Source organism: Paenibacillus sp. FSL K6-1566, assembly GCF_038050475.1.
GTDB lineage: Bacteria > Bacillota > Bacilli > Paenibacillales > Paenibacillaceae > Paenibacillus_AQ > Paenibacillus_AQ lactis.
This window is the reverse complement of sequence record NZ_JBBOSR010000001.1, coordinates 1,644,806-1,661,083: the sequence shown is the minus strand read 5'-3', so window position 1 is coordinate 1,661,083 and position 16,278 is coordinate 1,644,806. Positions and strand designations below refer to the sequence as shown.

The 16,278-nt window shown below is 54.0% G+C and carries 16 protein-coding genes; 5 read left to right on the top strand and 11 right to left on the bottom strand.

The window, feature by feature from the left end; translation table 11 throughout:
* Positions 1-78: 78 nt before the first annotated feature.
* Together NST08_RS06985 and NST08_RS06980 are read left to right on the top strand one after the other, a co-directional pair.
* Positions 79-786, top strand: coding sequence for a futalosine hydrolase (locus tag NST08_RS06985; protein ID WP_210095175.1), 708 nt, complete (start codon positions 79-81; stop codon positions 784-786).
* The gene (locus NST08_RS06980; protein ID WP_210095176.1) at positions 783-1,634 is read left to right on the top strand and encodes a 1,4-dihydroxy-6-naphthoate synthase; all 852 of its coding nucleotides are present in this window, start codon (positions 783-785) and stop codon (positions 1,632-1,634) included. The genes NST08_RS06985 and NST08_RS06980 overlap by 4 nt, the downstream gene beginning before the upstream one ends.
* 135 nt (positions 1,635-1,769) lie before the next feature.
* Here the strand turns inward: NST08_RS06980 and NST08_RS06975 are convergent, their stop codons facing one another.
* Entirely contained in the window at positions 1,770-2,288 is a 519-nt protein-coding gene (locus NST08_RS06975; protein WP_341034153.1) for a mismatch-specific DNA-glycosylase, read from the bottom strand.
* 33 nt (positions 2,289-2,321) lie between these two features.
* A complete protein-coding gene (locus NST08_RS06970) occupies positions 2,322-2,825 on the bottom strand; it encodes a hypothetical protein (protein ID WP_341341632.1) in 504 nt (167 codons plus the stop codon).
* A 155-nt stretch (positions 2,826-2,980) separates the two neighbouring features.
* On the opposite strand from NST08_RS06970, the gene NST08_RS06965 reads away from it, so the two are divergent.
* Both NST08_RS06965 and NST08_RS06960 read left to right on the top strand, forming a co-directional pair.
* Positions 2,981-3,496, top strand: a complete 516-nt coding sequence (locus tag NST08_RS06965; RefSeq protein ID WP_040738902.1) for an RNA polymerase sigma factor — start codon at positions 2,981-2,983, stop codon at positions 3,494-3,496.
* Positions 3,496-4,539: a hypothetical protein gene (locus NST08_RS06960; protein ID WP_007130863.1), complete on the top strand. Its 1,044-nt coding sequence runs from the start codon at positions 3,496-3,498 to the stop codon at positions 4,537-4,539. Before NST08_RS06965 ends, NST08_RS06960 begins: the two co-directional genes overlap by 1 nt.
* Positions 4,540-4,670: 131 nt before the next feature.
* On the opposite strand, the gene NST08_RS06955 is transcribed toward NST08_RS06960, so the two are convergent.
* The gene (locus tag NST08_RS06955; protein ID WP_007130864.1) at positions 4,671-5,552 is read right to left on the bottom strand and encodes a DUF6612 family protein; all 882 of its coding nucleotides are present in this window, start codon (positions 5,550-5,552) and stop codon (positions 4,671-4,673) included.
* Positions 5,553-5,677: 125 nt separating this feature from the next.
* On the opposite strand from NST08_RS06955, the gene NST08_RS06950 reads away from it, so the two are divergent.
* Entirely contained in the window at positions 5,678-6,235 is a 558-nt protein-coding gene (locus NST08_RS06950) for a DUF1273 domain-containing protein (RefSeq protein WP_341341631.1), read from the top strand.
* 102 nt (positions 6,236-6,337) lie between these two features.
* Here the strand turns inward: NST08_RS06950 and ald are convergent, their stop codons facing one another.
* The 8 genes from ald to NST08_RS06910 form a co-directional block, all read right to left on the bottom strand.
* Positions 6,338-7,456, bottom strand: a complete 1,119-nt coding sequence (ald, locus tag NST08_RS06945; protein WP_007130866.1) for an alanine dehydrogenase — start codon at positions 7,454-7,456, stop codon at positions 6,338-6,340.
* A gap of 272 nt (positions 7,457-7,728) precedes the next feature.
* Positions 7,729-7,956 carry a hypothetical protein gene (locus NST08_RS06940; protein ID WP_040738904.1) on the bottom strand — a complete coding sequence of 76 codons (228 nt, stop codon included), beginning with the start codon at positions 7,954-7,956 and terminating at the stop codon, positions 7,729-7,731.
* A 53-nt stretch (positions 7,957-8,009) separates the two neighbouring features.
* On the bottom strand, positions 8,010-9,524 hold the full coding sequence (locus NST08_RS06935) for an alpha-glucosidase/alpha-galactosidase (protein ID WP_341341630.1): 1,515 nt from the start codon (positions 9,522-9,524) through the stop codon (positions 8,010-8,012).
* A gap of 117 nt (positions 9,525-9,641) precedes the next feature.
* The gene (locus NST08_RS06930) at positions 9,642-10,553 is read right to left on the bottom strand and encodes an AraC family transcriptional regulator (protein WP_251537083.1); all 912 of its coding nucleotides are present in this window, start codon (positions 10,551-10,553) and stop codon (positions 9,642-9,644) included.
* An 80-nt stretch (positions 10,554-10,633) separates the two neighbouring features.
* The gene (locus NST08_RS06925; protein WP_341341629.1) at positions 10,634-12,613 is read right to left on the bottom strand and encodes a methyl-accepting chemotaxis protein; all 1,980 of its coding nucleotides are present in this window, start codon (positions 12,611-12,613) and stop codon (positions 10,634-10,636) included.
* A 17-nt stretch (positions 12,614-12,630) separates the two neighbouring features.
* Positions 12,631-12,756, bottom strand: a complete 126-nt coding sequence (locus NST08_RS06920; protein ID WP_260842840.1) for a hypothetical protein — start codon at positions 12,754-12,756, stop codon at positions 12,631-12,633.
* A 234-nt stretch (positions 12,757-12,990) separates the two neighbouring features.
* Entirely contained in the window at positions 12,991-13,653 is a 663-nt protein-coding gene (locus tag NST08_RS06915; RefSeq protein ID WP_007130870.1) for a response regulator transcription factor, read from the bottom strand.
* A 43-nt stretch (positions 13,654-13,696) separates the two neighbouring features.
* Positions 13,697-16,153 (bottom strand): sensor histidine kinase, encoded by a 2,457-nt coding sequence (locus NST08_RS06910; RefSeq protein WP_007130871.1) that lies wholly within the window; start codon positions 16,151-16,153, stop codon positions 13,697-13,699.
* Between the last annotated feature and the right edge of the window lie 125 nt (positions 16,154-16,278).

The following is a 16,278-nucleotide window of genomic DNA, read 5'->3' as shown; positions in this document are numbered from 1 at the left end:
AAGACTTTACACAAGAGCCGTAACGAGATAACGTTAAAGGGTAGGTCGCTGGAATTCAGCCATGAAGGAGAGCAGAACATGCAAGATCATTCTCAATCAGACCCGGCAAGAGCCGGGAATCATAACACGCAGGATCCGTCCGCCCGTCGCGTGCTGATCGTTACCGCGGTAGAGGCGGAACGGGATGCCGTCATGCGGGGATTAAGGAATGCGGACGGCTTCGATGTCATTGCAGCGGGCGTTGGCCCTGCTGCCGCGGCTGCTGCTGCCGCAACCCGTCTGGTCCGTTCGGCATATCGCCTCGTCATCAGCGCCGGCATCGCCGGCGGTTTCGACGGAAGAGCGGAAGTGGGCGGCGTTGTTATCGCCGATTCGATCGTCGCCGCGGATTTGGGATCGGAAACGGCGGACGGCTTTGCCAGCGTTCGGGAGCTCGGTTTCGGAACCGACCGGATTGAAGCCGAGACTAACGCATCCATTCGGCTTGTCGAAGCGCTGAAGCGCGCCGGCTTGCCCGTAAGTCTTGGTCCGATCCTGACCGTCTCCACGACAACGGGCAGTGCAGAACGCGCGGCAGGGTTAGCCGGGCAGGTGCCCGGCGCTGCCGCTGAAGGAATGGAGGGCTTCGGCGTGGCGACGGCTGCCGCTATGGCCTGCGTACCGGTCATGGAAATCCGCGCAATATCCAATAAGGTCGGTCCGAGGGATCGCAGCGCATGGCGGATTCCCGAAGCGCTGCGCCAGCTTGAGACCGCCAGTTCACTACTTCCGGAGGTGCTGTCATGAAAATTGCGTTTTCCCCTTGTCCGAACGATACCTTTGTATTCCACGCCTGGGTGCACGGACGGATACCGGGTGCCCCAGAGCTTGATGTATCCTATGCCGATATCGATATTACGAACCGCTGGGCTGCGGAGGACCGGACACATGACATTCTGAAAATATCTTATGCAGCCTTGCCGTGGGTACTCGATGAGTATGCCCTGCTTCCGTGCGGCGGCGCACTTGGCCGCGGCTGCGGCCCGCTCGTGCTGACGGCGGACAAGCTCACGGACGGCCAAACCCCGGCCAGCCCTGCATCTCTGTCAGGTCGCCGCGTGGCTGTTCCGAGCGATCGGTCCACAGCCTACCTGCTGTTCCGTTTATGGGCCGCAAAGCATGTACCCGGCGGGCTTGGCGAAATTGTCGTCATGCCGTTTGACCGGATCATGCCTGCCGTACGGGACGGCGAAATCGACGCCGGTCTTGTCATTCATGAAGCGCGGTTCACCTATCCTTCCTACGGCCTCAAGCTAATGACGGATCTCGGAAGCTGGTGGGAAGAGGATACGGGCCTGCCGATCCCGCTCGGCGCCATCGTTGCCCGCCGTTCGCTTGACCTTGGCCGCATTGCCGAATGGACCCGCGCCTCGGTCGAATATGCGTGGAAGCATCCGGAGGAATCCCGATCCTATGTACTGGAGCATGCGCAGGAGATGGATCCGAAGGTAGCGGAGGCTCACATTAACCTGTACGTCAACCCGTTCACGGCCGATCTTGGTTCGGACGGTTACAATGCTATTACGTCCCTGCTGGATCGCGCGGCTGACGAAGGGCTTGTCCCGCGGATCGACCCTTCGCTGCTGCGGCTGTAAGCCGGCACAGCCCATAAAAATTGCAGCACAACAAGAGGAACGCTCAAGAACCGGATATCGGTGTCTTATGAGGCGTTCCTCTTTTTTAGGGAAATCTATCACTCATTTAAAGGACATGTAAAGCGTAAAGCTGGCTTACATCTCCGGGCTTTCGGAAACCAGCCCGTACAGCTCCCGGTATATTGACACAATCTCCCCCATGGGCATGCGGACCAGTCCGCTGGAAGAGGGAGCCACAAAATCGCGGACCCCGTCAACAACGGAATCGGACTGCAAGCCCCATTGCGCCTTCGTCCTGCCGCTGAATTCGGTGTATACGCCTTTGCCGACATAGCAGGCGACTTGAGGTCTGTATTTCTGCAGCTTTTCCCTAAGCGTCTCCCGTCCTGCCCGGTATTCCTCGCGCGTAATATCCTCCGCCCCCCTGGTCGGCCTTGCCACGATATTGGTGAAGCCGTAGCCCAATTTAAGCAGCTCCCCGTCCTCGGAAGCGTCATAAAGCCGGGGCGTCAAGCCCGATTGATGCAAGATCCTCCAAAAATTGTTGCGAGGATTCGCATAATGATGCCCAACCTCCCCGGATCGCAAGCTCGGATTAAATCCGATAAAAATAATCGTCAAGCCATAATCCAAATGATCGCTGACTGTATTCATGCTGCCCTATTCCCTCCTGCCCGTAAGACGGCGTTAATGGGATGCGCTTGCCGCCTCACTGTTATTGCGCTTGCGGATTTCATGGATTCCCATCACGACGGCAATCAGCTCATAATCGCCGAGAACCCCGCTGCTGTTGTGCAGCCGGTAAGCGCCTGGCTGCAGCCATCCGCTGATCCTCGAAAACCGTGGGACAAAGCTTCCCCTGCCATCGCTTATCTCATATTCATTGGAAAAAGCCGGAGATACAATTTCATAAATGCCCCGATCTCCCGCATCATATTCGAATTTCTTGGTTACAAAGCTCATTCGCATACGCAGCACGCCAAGCTCCCTGTCCTCCGCGTCAACGACATTCCATTTGTTCGAGAAGAAACGGAAGGAGCCGCTGCATACCTTGGTCCTTGAGGCATCGTATACATCCAGTGAAGAGCTGAAGGCGCTTTTCAAATCCAGTGTGCCGATGCTTTCCCCATTCACATTCATAATATCTGTCCAGCCCGCGCTAAAAAAGTTATCCTTAAAATACAGATCCATACCCTTTCCTCCCCTCGCGCCTTGTTCGGATGCCGATAATTATATAACGTTTAACCGCCTGATTTCGTTTCGCATAAATGACAACAAGCCGGGAACCGATGATGTCTTCATTTGTCTAATTCATGAGGTGACGAATATTGGAGTACCTAAAGACGATGGTAGCCGCAGACGATGCCGGCTCAGTCCTGAAAGAGCTTATGGAGTCTTTTGGCCAGGATGTATGGAATTATGCCTATTTCCTTACGAAGCGCCGCGATGCTGCCGATGATATCAGCCAGGACGTCTTCCTAAGAGCCTTCCAGCATTTGAAGGATTTCCAAGGCCGCAGCTCCGTCAAGACCTGGCTTCTGACCATCACCCGCAATCTGTCCCTGAATTATCTCAAATCCTCCTTCATATCCAAAGTCTCGCTTGTGGGATGGCTCACAACCAGACAGGCCGGCCCTTCCGCCGAAATGGAGTTTTTGGATACGGAAGCGGTATCGCAGATCTGGAAGCATGTCATGCAGCTGCCCCAGGCATACCGGGAGGTGCTCCTGCTGGAATTTCATTTTCAGATGACCCGCAAGGAAATGGCCGAGCTGCTAGGCATCTCGGAGGGGACGATCAAATCCAGGCTCCACCGCGCCCGCGTAAGAATGGAAAATTTGCTGAGAGGAGAGGATGCCTAATGAATAAGGAATCGAAGCCGGATCGGCCGGAATGGGCCCGGGAGCTTGCAGCTTCCCCGTTCCGGGAGCCAATGTTCACGGAGGAGATGAAGGCCGATATTCTGAATCGCCGGAAATCCGCCGACTTGCAGCATTCGCAAGGCTTGGCGTCTTCTTGGAGGCGCCGCGTCCCTGTCCTGACTGCCGGAATATGTGCGCTCCTTCTGCTAACCGCAGTATGGGGATGGCAAGCGTTTCCCGCCCTTCGACAGCTTGTGCCTCTTAAGGGCCCCGGCTCGGCCTCCGAATGGACACCGCATACGCTGTATACGGAGAACGGGGAGCCAAAGCTTCAAGTGTTTGCCGGTGGAGACTACGCTGCTGGCGCTCCTGCGGGAGCGGCATGGTTCCTTATGTCGCCGATCGAGGAGCTTGAGGGCAAGCATGCCCGCATTACGGCCGTTCATCGGGATTCCGGCACGATCCTGGAGGAGCTGGCCGAGACGGAAATTACGGCGGACATGGCATATTTAGGCGGGCCGGACTCGTCATTCAAGGACGCGACGCGTATTGTTTCCCGCTTTGGACTGCCGCTCGCAGGGCTATGGAAGTTCGATCTGCTGATCGACGGAAAAAAATACGGCGATATCGTCTTCGATGTGCCTGACGGAAGCTGGGAGCCGAGCCCCTCCTTCGTTACCGATCGTTCAGAAGAAGAAGCGAAGATCGCTCCGTCCAGGGGCGCCCCTCCGAGAAGCGTAACGGGCGTGGAGGGTCGGCTTGCTTTCCTCGGCATGGATTTTGCCGCAGGCAAACCCAATAAGTATATGTGGCATTTCTGGGGAAAGGACGAGGAGCTGACCGGCGACTTGACGTTTACCGCCGTTAAACAGCATTCCAATGAGCTGATCGATGTATTTCAAACGGAAATCCGTCCCTCCCCGATGTACGGCGCAGATGCGATGCTCCCGTCTATGATGATGCTGCCTTCACCGGGATTATGGCGGATTATGGCTTCGATTGACGGACAGCTGTTTGGCAGCGTGGTTGTAGAGGTTCGATAGGCCTGCCCGAGCTGATCCATGATGTCGACAATGCCCGCTGATAAACGGCCCGACGAGCACACACATCTAAAAAAACAGCTGTCCCTCATCCGGCGGGACAGCTGTTTCCTTAATTAATATATAATATCCGATTATTCCGCACTCAACGCTTCCTTCGGTACTTCGATCTTGCTTACCTCATTATGCTTGGAATACGTGCTCTTCATCTTCATGTCGAGCGTCACTTTCTGACCTTCGGCTTCCATTTCCATCACCATGTCCAGATCGGTCGCGGTCGGCAAGTAGGTATCCTTCTGTATGCCGTACACGATGTTGATGCTCTTGATGTCCATCTGCTCCATCATTGCAGCCGTTTGCGGGTCACCGCCTGCCTGATTCATCATGGACGTTGCGAGCTCTTTCAAATTATCGCCGGAAACCTCCGCCGTCAAGACGTACTTGTCACCTTCATCGGCTACCTTCATATCCTTGGCGATCGACTTGAACTGCTCGATCTGCTGCTTAGGGCCGGCTGCGGCCATATCCAAGCTGCTGCGGATTTCCTGCTCCGATTCTTGAGGAATTTTCATCCATTGTCCATCCATCAACATATAGATGCCTTCCTCTGTAATATATTGCTTCATCTCGACTTTGCCTTCCGGCGATTCCATCGTCATGTTCTGCATCATTTCCATCGGCTCAAGCGTTACTTCCGAATCCAGCACCATGTCGATGTTCTGCTCGGCATTCTCCGTGCCTTCCACAACGATATTTTGTTTAATATCGGCTTGCATGGCAAAGCTCTTCATGCTTTGGGAAGCTTCCACCGATTTTTCCAGAAGCTCGTCAGCCGTCGGTGCAGCTTCCTCCTTCGGCTCCTCTTTAGCGTCCTCAGCCGGCGGCGTTTCCGGCGTCGTCGCTTCCTGTCCGGCAGCCGGGGTTACCGGCTCTTCTTTAGCCTCTTTGTCATTGCCGCATGCAGCCAATCCCATAACCAAAATTGTTCCAAGTAGTACCGCTGTCCATTTCTTCAAAAGAATGTCCTCCTAAAATATGTATTCTCGCTTACTTACCCAAACCGAAACTTTGTGAAACGATGTTGCTAGATGTTTCTGAAAACTATACACTGATCCTACATCCCATCAAGGAGTGTACGCAGATGGAAAACATTCTGGTCACCGGATATCGGGCCCATGAGCTCGGTATCTATAGCAACAAGCATCAAGGCATCCCCTATATCCGCAAAGCGATAGCGAACCGGCTCATTCCGCTGCTTGAGGAAGGATTGCAATGGGTCATCACCCCCGGACAATACGGAGTCGACTTATGGGCGATCGAGGCCGCCATCGAGCTGAAGACAACGTATCCCCAGCTGAGGTGCTCCATTCTTACCGCCTACTTGAATCCTGAGGAGCAGTGGAACGATGACAAGAAGTCCTATTTCCAGCAGCTCATGAAGGGGGTCGACTTTTATGCCGCTGTCAGCAAGGAGCCCTATCGTGGCCCATGGCAATTCACGGCCAGGGATGATCTCCTTCTTCGCAAAACCGACGGCATCCTCCTCGTTTATGATGGAGACGCAGGCGAAGCGAGCCCGAAATTCATAAAGGAACGCGCATTAAACAAGCAAGCGAAGGACGGATACCAGGTCCTCAGCATCGGATCGGAAGAAATACAATCGGTTGCCGATGAAGAGAGCATGAACCGGGACTTCTGATTCGCCGCTTGTGCCAAGGCGATGACCGTTATAAAAGAGCTCTTTTTTTCGTAATTTCGAAAAAGAGCTTTTTTTTATATGTAAAACACATCTGCTGCAGCCTTAAGACAGCAAGTAATCGTCTATGCTGGTATAAGCATATCCGTGTGCAGCTGCGACCGCTTCATACGTTACTTTGCCGCCGATCACGTTAATGCCCTTGGCCAGCGCCTGATCCTGCCGGGCGGCGGATCGTATGCCTTTGTTCGCGATCTTCAGTCCATACGGAGCCGTGACGTTTGTCAATGCCAGCGTCGAGGTGCGCGCTACGGCACCCGGCATGTTAGCAACGGCGTAATGGATGACGCCGTGCTTCTCGTAGGTCGGATGATCGTGGGTGGTAATCCGGTCAATCGTCTCGATAGAGCCGCCTTGGTCAATCGCCACATCCACGATGACGGATCCGGGGCTCATCTCCTTGACCATCTCCTCGGTAACGAGCCGAGGGGCTCGGGCACCCGGGATAAGGACGGCTCCAACGACGAGGTCTGCCGTTTTCACCGTTTCCGCAATATGATACGGGTCCGACATAATGGTTTTAACTCTCCCCTGGAATAAATCGTCCAGCTGACGAAGTCGGACCGGATTGATATCCAGAATGCTGACATCCGCGCCAAGACCGAGGGCAACCCTGGCGGCATTCGTACCGACGATGCCTCCTCCGATGACTGCCACCTTGCCCGGAGCTACGCCGGGAACGCCGCTGAGCAGCACTCCTTTGCCGCCGTGCGCCTTCTCCAGGAAATGGGCGCCGATCTGAATGGACATTCTGCCGGCCACTTCGCTCATCGGCGTCAAGAGCGGCAAACTGCCATCCGGAAGCTGAATCGTCTCATATGCCACCGCGCATACCTTGCGGTCTACCAATGCTTTTGTCAGCTCCGGCTCGGGAGCCAAATGCAGGTAGGTGTAGAGAATCATATCTTCTTGGAAGTAATCGTATTCCTCCTGCAGGGGTTCCTTTACTTTGACGACCATTTCGGCCTTCCATGCATCTGCGGCAGTTCCTACCACTTTCGCCCCTGCCGCGATGTAATCCTCGTCGGTGAAGCCGACGCCGAGACCGGCACCGGATTGCACCAGCACTTCGTGCCCGGCCTTTGTATAGCTGACGACAGTGCCCGGCGTCATGCCGACACGATGCTCATTATTTTTAATTTCCTTAGGAACCCCAATGATCATCCTATGGCCTCCTTCTTCATTAAAACTTGACTCTCCACTTGCATGCATTGTAAACCATTTCCATTGTGCACGCTTACCTGTTTTAAAGTCAAGTTTATCCATTCATAATTTTGAAAGAGAAGATGTTTGCAACGGGACGCTACGTGTTCGCGTTTGTATGATTTTTCGTATAAATGCATGAGGGTTGACGCTTTCGCAATGGCTTTTGCACGACTTTTTGTACAAAATTTCTGAGGGCATGGATTTAGCAGTCTCATTTTTTAAAATATTCGTCAAATTTGTGAAATGGGGCCTTTGCTCCCCTTTAGTACAACTTTTCGCAAGATACGCGCTTTTGCTTGGGCAAGTGCGGCCAAAAAAGACCTCCGGCCGCATAAAACGGCCGGAGGTCTACCATTGCGGCGATCTCGAGCACCCTTGATCCATGATTCATGATTAATGCTGCTTAGATTCAATGATTCATCGACTTTTATGGCTTTCATTACATCGATCGCTTCCATTGACTCATTGCTTCCAACGATTCCATTAACTCATGGACTCCATTTTCTTCCATTCACTCCAGACCGGGGGATATTTTCTCGCGGTCTTTCCCCTTGTCGGATTCACCCGCATTCCGATTAGCCTGATCCCGGTCCTGACGCATCTCCTCGATCGTCTTCACCTTCAGCCGGGCGGCGCCTTCATAGCTTCGGGTCGGAAGAAGGCTGCCAGCGGCCAGCCGCTGCTTCGCTTCGGCTATGGCGTTCTTGTACTGGGGCAGCCAAGCTTCCCCGGCTACAAGCATCTCGTCAACCAGCTGCCAGATTTCCTTCGGATTGCACACCGCCCCGACGAGCGGATCCATCATGAATGCTTGCCGAAGCAGCTGATCGTCGCCATGGACGGCCGCTTCCACCGCTAACCGCTGTACCGAAATGCTCGCATTGCATACGGCTGCAGGACCAAGCGGCAGCTCGCCTACGAGCGGCATGGAGATCCCGTTCCGGTCGACATATCCCGGCGCTTCGATGACGGCATCGTCCGGCAGATTGGAGATAACTCCCTGGTTGACGACGTTGAAGTGCCCTCGATAAACCCGCCCGGTCTCCAACCCTTCAATGATATAGGAGCCGTGCTCTTCCCCACGGTTCTCTTGGGTGTAGCTGACAGCCGGATCCTTCATCCAGTTCGGGAAATCCGTCTCGAACCAATTCCTTCCCTCCGTGCAGACACGAAGATAGCCGCCGGTTTCTCCGTTGATCCAGCTGCCCAGGTCGATCCAATCCGGGATCTCCTCCGGACGCTTGCGATACCACGGCACGTATTCGCTCAAATGGCCGTTGGACTCCGTGCTGTAATAGCCGAAGCGCCGCAGCATATCGATCCGGACCTTCTCGGTACGGCTGTATTCCGGATGGCGCTCGAACGCCTCCAGCAGCCCCTCGGTCAAATCCCTTCCCTGATGCGATGCTTTTATATACCAAGTCTGATGATTGATGCCCGCGCAGACAATGTCCACGTCCTTCTTGTCCAGCCCGTAGACCTCGGCAATCTGATGATGGCCGTGTTGAACCCCGTGACACAAGCCGATCGTGCGAACGCCGCCGTACTTATTGCAAGCCCATGTCAGCATCGCCATCGGGTTGGAATAGTTGAGAAGCAGCACATCCGGCAGGCAAACCTCCCGAATATCCTTGCATATGCGAAGCATTTCGGGGATTCCGCGCTGACCGTACATAATGCCGCCCGCGCATAGCGTATCGCCTACGCACTGATCAATGCCATATTTAAGCGGTATATCCACATCCGTCTGAAAAGCTTCAAGCCCTCCAACGCGAATCGTGCAAAATACGTACTTGGCACCCGCCAGCGCTTCTCGCCGGTCCGTCGTCGATTGGATGGTGATCGGCAATCCGTTCTCGTTGCTGTCCCTCTGGCAGAGTTCGGTGACCATCGAGAGATTGCGCTCGCTGATATCCGTGAAGGCAATCTGAATATTCCGGAATTCCGGTACAATCAAGAGATCCCGCAGCAGTCCGCGGGTAAACCCTATGCTTCCAGCTCCGATAAACGTTACCTTAAACGACATTCGTTCTTCACTCCCAGCTTCAATATCGGTTGAAGCTATTGTAGCAACGAACCCGCGGTAAGCGTTATCAATATCATGACTTCTTTGCTTTCATCCGAGTCAAATATTCTAACCTCTCTAGGAGTGATTGCTGATCTCGTCCTGTTTCCAGGAATTCCGGTCCTTCGAATGCCGGTATTCCACCGGCGTGCTCCCCGTATATTTCTTAAACAGCAGGTGGAAATACTGCCTGCTGGAAACGCCGACGTAATCGGATATTTCATGGATAGGGATATCAGTCTGCTCCAGCAGCAGCTTGGCTTTTTCCATGCGGATCATCGTCAAATAATCCGTGATTGTTCTCCCGGTCCCCTTCTTGAACACGCGGTGAAGGTACCCCGGGTGCAGATTGACTTCAGCCGCAACATCCTTCACCTGGATGTTCTGGTCATAATTATGATGCAGAAAATCAACGCACCGTTTGATATAGAATTCGCTGGAAGGAACGTCGCTGCTCTCACGCTCCTTATACAGCCGGGCAACACACACAAGCAGCTGGATAAACATCAGATGCGTCATGAGCGTTCCTTCCGTTCCCCGCTGGTCAAGCTCCAGCACCAGGCTCTTCAGCACCGGATATACCTCTTCCCGATCAGCTAACACCACAAAAGGAGAGGTCTGTCCGATCAAGGAGTACACCGCCGCTTCCTCATCTGCGATATGGCGCAAGGAGGGTGAGCTGCTCTCACGCTCCGCAAAACCGAATTCCACGTTAAGCATGCGGCATGAAGCCGCCTTGTCCACGATCAGCCGGTGGGGAACCTTGGCATCCAAAATAATGAACTCCCCTTTTCTCAGCTTGATCCCCTTCTCCTCATTTCCGTCCTTCACTTCGATGCGGCAGGTTCCTGAAATCATGTACATAATTTCCGTTGAATCATGGTGATGAAACGGCATCGTATAATCCGTCCACTGCTTATAGTAATACGCATAAAACCGGGGAATAAAATTGCCGCTCAACAACTGCCGCTGAAACAGGCTGCCAAACATGCCGCTATCCTCCAATCTCTTCCCAAGCAAAAAAGCCTGGCCTTAGGGCCAAGCTTATCACCATTTTCAAGGACTTGCCATCAGATTTTAAACGCCGAAACGGTATGGTTTAGCTCATCGGCCAGCTCGGCGAGAGATTGCGCGGTAGCCGCAGTTTCTTCGCTCGTCGCAGCGGTTTCCTGCGTTGAGGATGAGATATTCTCAATCGCGGATCCCACGGATACGGCCTGAGCCGCCTGCTCCTCACTCGCAGCAGCGATATCCATCACTTTTGCGGCAGACTCATTCACCATGCTGACGATGCGCTCAAAGGCTTCACCAGCCTGCTCGGTGTACCTGACCCCTTCGTGCACCGCCTCCGCGCTGTCGGTTGTATTTTGCTGCATGCCCTTTATAATGTCGGCGATCTGCTTCGTCGCTTCTCCGCTTCGCACGGCCAGCTGGCGCACTTCATGAGCCACAACCGCGAAGCCTCTGCCGTGATCTCCGGCACGTGCGGCTTCAATCGCCGCGTTCAGGGCAAGCAGATTCGTCTGTCTCGCAATGTCATCGATCACCAGCGTAATCTCACCGATCCGCTGCGAATCCTGCTCCAATCTCGCCATATGCTCACGAACGCGATTCATCCCTTCAACCGATTGGTGGACCACCGCTCCGCCTTCGGACGCCACCTCGGCTGTCTGATTGACGAGCTCGGATGCCGACGAAGCGCTGCTTGCCACCGATGTAATGGCCGTCGACCATTCCTGGAACAGCTCGCTCATCGTCTGTACGGACTCGGCTTGCGTGCTGCTGCCAACCGCCAGCTCCTCTGCCCCTGCCGACAGCTGCTGGGAAGCCTCCGCAACCGAGAGGGCATTGCCGTTCACCCGCCCGATCATCGTCCGCATGCTCTCGCCCAGCTGCTTAAATACCCGAGACAGCGTTCCGATCTCATCGGCTTTGGCCAAATAGGCTTCCGGGATTTCTTGCGTAAAGTCTCCGCGCGACATGGATTCGCCGATCGCAACCGCTTGACCAAGCGGCTTCACGATGGATCGGGTCAGAAGCGTAACGACAATCGCCATTTCAAGCAGCGTCACAACGCCAGCGATGATAATCAACTGCAGCAGCCTGTCCGACTGGGCCGTAATCTCATCGGTCGGAACAATGATTGCGACAGACCACGGCGTCTCCGTATGCCCTGTCCGGACCGGGGTGTAGAGCTTGAACAGCTCGTCATCCTGTTCCGAATATGCCTCGCCCTTTGCAATAGCACTCAAAATATCGCCGGCCGTCTCGCCCGGATAGGCATCTTCAAGCCGCTGTCCCATCCTTCCATCCTCCGGAGAGGTCACGATCACCCCGGTATTGGAGTAGATATGGGCATACCCGGTTTCGAACAATTTGAATTGCTCCATCACCGTTTGCAGCGCCTCCAGCGAAACATCCACGCCAACGACCCCGATCGTCTTTCCGTTCTCGATAATCGGCACGACAAGCGACGTCATCATCATCTCTTCACCGCCGACTTTGAAGAGGTAAGGATCCATAATAACCTCTTTGCCGCTGTTCTTCGCAAGCAGGTAAAAATCTCCTTCTCCTTCCGCGGTGTAATCATCCGTAATCGGCGTGTGCTCAAGACCGGATTTCGTTCTGGCCCAATAAGAGATCATCCGTCCGGAAGCATCGCTCCCCAGCTTGTTCCGGAATTCCGCATCCCGGCTGTCGAAGGCATTAGGCTCCCAAATGGTCCAAATTCCTTCCCAGGACGGATTGCCCTCCAAATTCATCCGCAGCATTTCACTTACCACCTCACGGTCAGCCGAGCCGGTCTGTTTCATCCCGATAAAGCTGGCGGACAAGGTTCTTGCGCTGTTCATCACATCATCAAGCTCCCGCTGTACAAGGGCGCCAATCTTCTCGCTTTGCGTAAATGCCAGTGTTCTGGCGGAATCCAGCGCTTCATGTTTCGTCGTAAAGCTGATATATGTAATCATTCCTCCCAGCAAAATCGTAATCGACCCTAGAATGACCCACATCATTCGCGTCCGAAGCTTCATGGCAAATAATGATCTCAACCTCTCCCGTAATCCCATCAATCGTTCCCCCCGCCTCTTCTGGTTGCAGCCTTCATGATTTCCTCTTCTAGCTGAGCTAGGATGACATCAATCTCTTCGGGCGACAAGAGATCGTCCGAAGCAAACTCTAGGTCTTTTGTCATGCCACGAGCCCCTTCCCTTCCTACGTTAAGACTATATTCATCTAGTAACTTAAGCATATACACTCGCTTACGGTTCGTAACCGAAATTTTATTGCGTGATCACGCATTTTTTTTGCGGGGTACCTATTCACAATGCTGCTTTATCGTAAATTGCCTTGGTATGAGCCTTTAAAAGCTCAATCAGAGAGAAACGAAGATCGATAGAATAAAGCCATGCGATTCTTCGCTACATTATTATTGCATTTGCACAAAATCGGTATCAGACAGGATTCCGAGCTGTTTCGCCTTGATGGCAGCCTCGATTCGGGATTTGACACTCAGCTTCTGGAACAGGCTCGTTAGACAGTACTCAAGCGAACGCTGGCTCATCATGATCGTTCCCGCAATTTCTTTATTGCTCTTCCCCCGCGCTATTTCCTTTAGAATGTCGTATTCCTTGTTCGTGATCGACTGGGCTTGGTTGCCCGGGGCGCGTTCCAGCATGGTACCCGTTGTCCGGCGAAGCTGCTTCACCAGCCCGAGCGGAAGAACGACCTCCCCCCGAAGGGCGCACCGGACTGCCGTGACAAGCTGCTCCTTTCCCGCCGTCTTCAGTACAAAGCCTGACAACCCAGCATCCATGATCAGATTGAAGTGATAGCTCACTTCAAAGCCGGTATAGATAAGCATGATCGCATCCGGCATCAGCCCAAGAATCTTCTTCGCCAAATCAATGCCGTTCATGCCCGGCATATGCATATCGATCAGCATCACATCGAAATGCCGCGATGTAACGAGCTGGAGCGCCTGCTCCGGCGTGTATGCAAGCATGACCCTCATATCCTCCTCCTGCTCAAGCAGCATCTTCGTTCCCTCCATTACGGAGGGATGGTCGTCCACCAATAAAATTTCAATCATCCCTTAACCCCCTCGATCTACAGCCTGCATCCCAGGTCCAGGCTTATCTTGCCGTTACCGAAATATATACAGCCAGTCCGCCGCCTGCGGCTGAAGCGAACGCGATGGTCCCGTTCATGCAGCGCACGCGCTCCTTCATCCCGTGTATGCCCATGCTGCTGAATTGATCCCTCTGCTTCTCCAGATCTTCCAGCTCCATGCCGATGCCGTTGTCCTCGTAATTCAGAATGACCTGGCCTGATCGGGTGGACAAGCCCAGCTTTACCTCCGTTGCATTGGAATGCTTGGTCGCGTTTGCAAGAAGCTCCTGCACGATCCGGTAAAGTCCGATAAGTCTGTCGTCGCTGAGATCATCTTCGAATGCCGAGCAATCGAACGAAATGGAATAATTGGTACGCAGCTGCGTGAATTCAAACAGCGCCTCCAGCGACCGTTCAAGTCCCTCTTCCTTCAGAAGCGGCGGCCGGAGCTCATTGCACGTAATCCGGATTTGATAGATGACGTCGAGCAGTCCCTGCTCAATCTCCTCAAGCTGACCCAGAAGCTTTGGAGGCAGCTCCGTATCCGTGACGATCTGGTTCAGCTTTCTGTACCATATAATCTGCTCTTGAAGAGCCGCATCATGGAGATCCTGGGAGAGGCGCTTCCGCTCGTTCTCCGAGAGGTGAAGCATAAGGCGCAGCAGCCATACGGGCTGCCGGGAGGGCCCCAGCTTCTCCAGCTCTGCGGTCAAATCCTCGATCACGCGGAAATTATCATACAGCACGCTCACATAACGCGAGATTGTCTCCAGCCATATTTTTATCGCTTCGTACTGAAGCAACGCCACTTTCTCGCTGATGTAAATCATGCTGTGATCCCCGTTGATCTCGCCGATCTTCACGAAATATCCGCCTGACGTCTCGTGCAGCTTGCAGAGCGGAAGCTGCTCGGGATGGCGATCGCAAATCGCATACAGAGCGTCTTTGGAGAATTCCCCGACACCTCCTGAGACGCAGAACTCTGAGCTGCCGCAGTTCAAGGTGACGAGGCTGACCTTCTCGGTTTTAAGCACTTTTTGGATTTCCTCGACGATCCTTGTATTCAGTTCACTGATCTTCACCATCCCGAACAGGTCCGAGGAGAACCGGTCAAGGCTCATCTGCAGCTGGAAATATCGCTCCTCGCTCTCCCGGATCAGCTTCTCCGCCGCATTCCGCTCCCGCTCCGCCCTCTTCTCCTCCGTAATATCCCGGATAATCGTCAGTGCTGTATTGTCCCCGATATAAGGGATTGGGGCGGTAACGACCTCGATATCGATGACCGTGCCGTCGATTTGGATAATCTGGCTCTCCACCAGCGTTGCAGTGGCCCCTTGCTCATAGACTCCCTTGACCTCCCTTCGAACCAGATCAATCTGATCAGGGGGAACGAATTGCTCATACCCCCTCCCTTCAAGCTGAGCGAGATCCGAGACGCCAAGCAGGCGCATGCCTGCCGGATTCATATAAATACATTCAAAATTCGAATGAAGCACCATCGCGACCGGAGCGATATCCAAAATATGGCGGTTGATCCGTTCGCTGTCGATCAGGGCCCGCTCGGCCGCTTTGCGGGCCGTCACATCCTCGAAGAAAATTCGGACCGCATCCGTTTCGTCGTCGGGCAATGCCGTAACGATGACGTCCACCTTGGCCCCGTCCATTCTCCGGATCGACAGCTCTTCAGGGACGACATTCCCCTTGCGAATGCGCTCGATGACCCTGCCCTGCTTGCTCTGTTCCCAGGGCTCGTACAGCCAGTCCCAAGGATCGGTCCCGAGGAAATCCTCCGGGCCGCCGGCACCCACAATCCGCAGTCCGGCGGGATTGACATAGACCAGCTTGTGCTGCCTGCATACGGCAATGGCCACCGGCGAAGATTCGACGAGCCTGCGGTATCGCTCCATGCTTTCTTTTAGCGCCTGCTCCATCTTTTTGCCCTCCGTAATGTCATGAAGCGCCTCTTCCATCTTATAGCGGGAAGTAACGTCGATCGCGATTCCATCCACCCGGACCATCCGCTTCAGCTGATCCATGGTCGGGATCATCTTCACCTGGACCCAACGCACATCGCCCGCGGCATGGACGATCCGATATTGCGTATGGACAGCTTCTCCCTGCCGCAGCTGTAGAACGCATGATTCAAGCAATGGCAGATCCTCCGGGTGAATCAGGGCTCTCCATGAGATGCCGTTCTCGAAATGCTCCGCCAAATAGCCGCTCATTTCATGAAAGGCCAGGGAGGCGTTAACAATCCGCCCCGCTCCGCAGTCATAAGACCAGATGCCGACATCGAGCGTATGCAGCAGATCGTCCAGCATTCGAAATCTGCTTTCCGCCTCCGCGAGTCTTTTTTTGTCGTCTTTTATCGAATTTCGTTGCTTATGTCTCCTCACCATGATCATCCCGATCATCAACGCGTATATGGCGAGGATAGCAAACGCCGTCCAGAAGTTTTCGTGTCTCAATAAGCGGTTCATCCCTTCTTCGTCATCCATTCTGTCGATGCCATGCCCGATCCAGTCTCACTACCTCCATGGAATGAATCGAAGGGCAGCCAAATGATATATCGGCAAATTTTGCACAAATGCGAATATCGAACGAA

Coding starts and splice junctions, on each gene's coding strand:
- NST08_RS06920 (WP_260842840.1), bottom strand. CDS start 12,756: ATGACAAAAGACCTAGAGTTTGCTTCGGACGATCTCTTGTCGCCCGAA.
- NST08_RS06915 (WP_007130870.1), bottom strand. CDS start 13,653: ATGATTGAAATTTTATTGGTGGACGACCATCCCTCCGTAATGGAGGGA.
- NST08_RS06985 (WP_210095175.1), top strand. CDS start 79: ATGCAAGATCATTCTCAATCAGACCCGGCAAGAGCCGGGAATCATAAC.
- NST08_RS06980 (WP_210095176.1), top strand. CDS start 783: ATGAAAATTGCGTTTTCCCCTTGTCCGAACGATACCTTTGTATTCCAC.
- NST08_RS06910 (WP_007130871.1), bottom strand. CDS start 16,153: ATGAACCGCTTATTGAGACACGAAAACTTCTGGACGGCGTTTGCTATC.
- NST08_RS06940 (WP_040738904.1), bottom strand. CDS start 7,956: ATGGAAGCGATCGATGTAATGAAAGCCATAAAAGTCGATGAATCATTG.
- NST08_RS06950 (WP_341341631.1), top strand. CDS start 5,678: ATGGAAAACATTCTGGTCACCGGATATCGGGCCCATGAGCTCGGTATC.
- NST08_RS06935 (WP_341341630.1), bottom strand. CDS start 9,524: ATGTCGTTTAAGGTAACGTTTATCGGAGCTGGAAGCATAGGGTTTACC.
- NST08_RS06975 (WP_341034153.1), bottom strand. CDS start 2,288: ATGAATACAGTCAGCGATCATTTGGATTATGGCTTGACGATTATTTTT.
- NST08_RS06930 (WP_251537083.1), bottom strand. CDS start 10,553: ATGTTTGGCAGCCTGTTTCAGCGGCAGTTGTTGAGCGGCAATTTTATT.
- NST08_RS06970 (WP_341341632.1), bottom strand. CDS start 2,825: ATGGATCTGTATTTTAAGGATAACTTTTTTAGCGCGGGCTGGACAGAT.
- NST08_RS06960 (WP_007130863.1), top strand. CDS start 3,496: ATGAATAAGGAATCGAAGCCGGATCGGCCGGAATGGGCCCGGGAGCTT.
- ald (WP_007130866.1), bottom strand. CDS start 7,456: ATGATCATTGGGGTTCCTAAGGAAATTAAAAATAATGAGCATCGTGTC.
- NST08_RS06965 (WP_040738902.1), top strand. CDS start 2,981: ATGGTAGCCGCAGACGATGCCGGCTCAGTCCTGAAAGAGCTTATGGAG.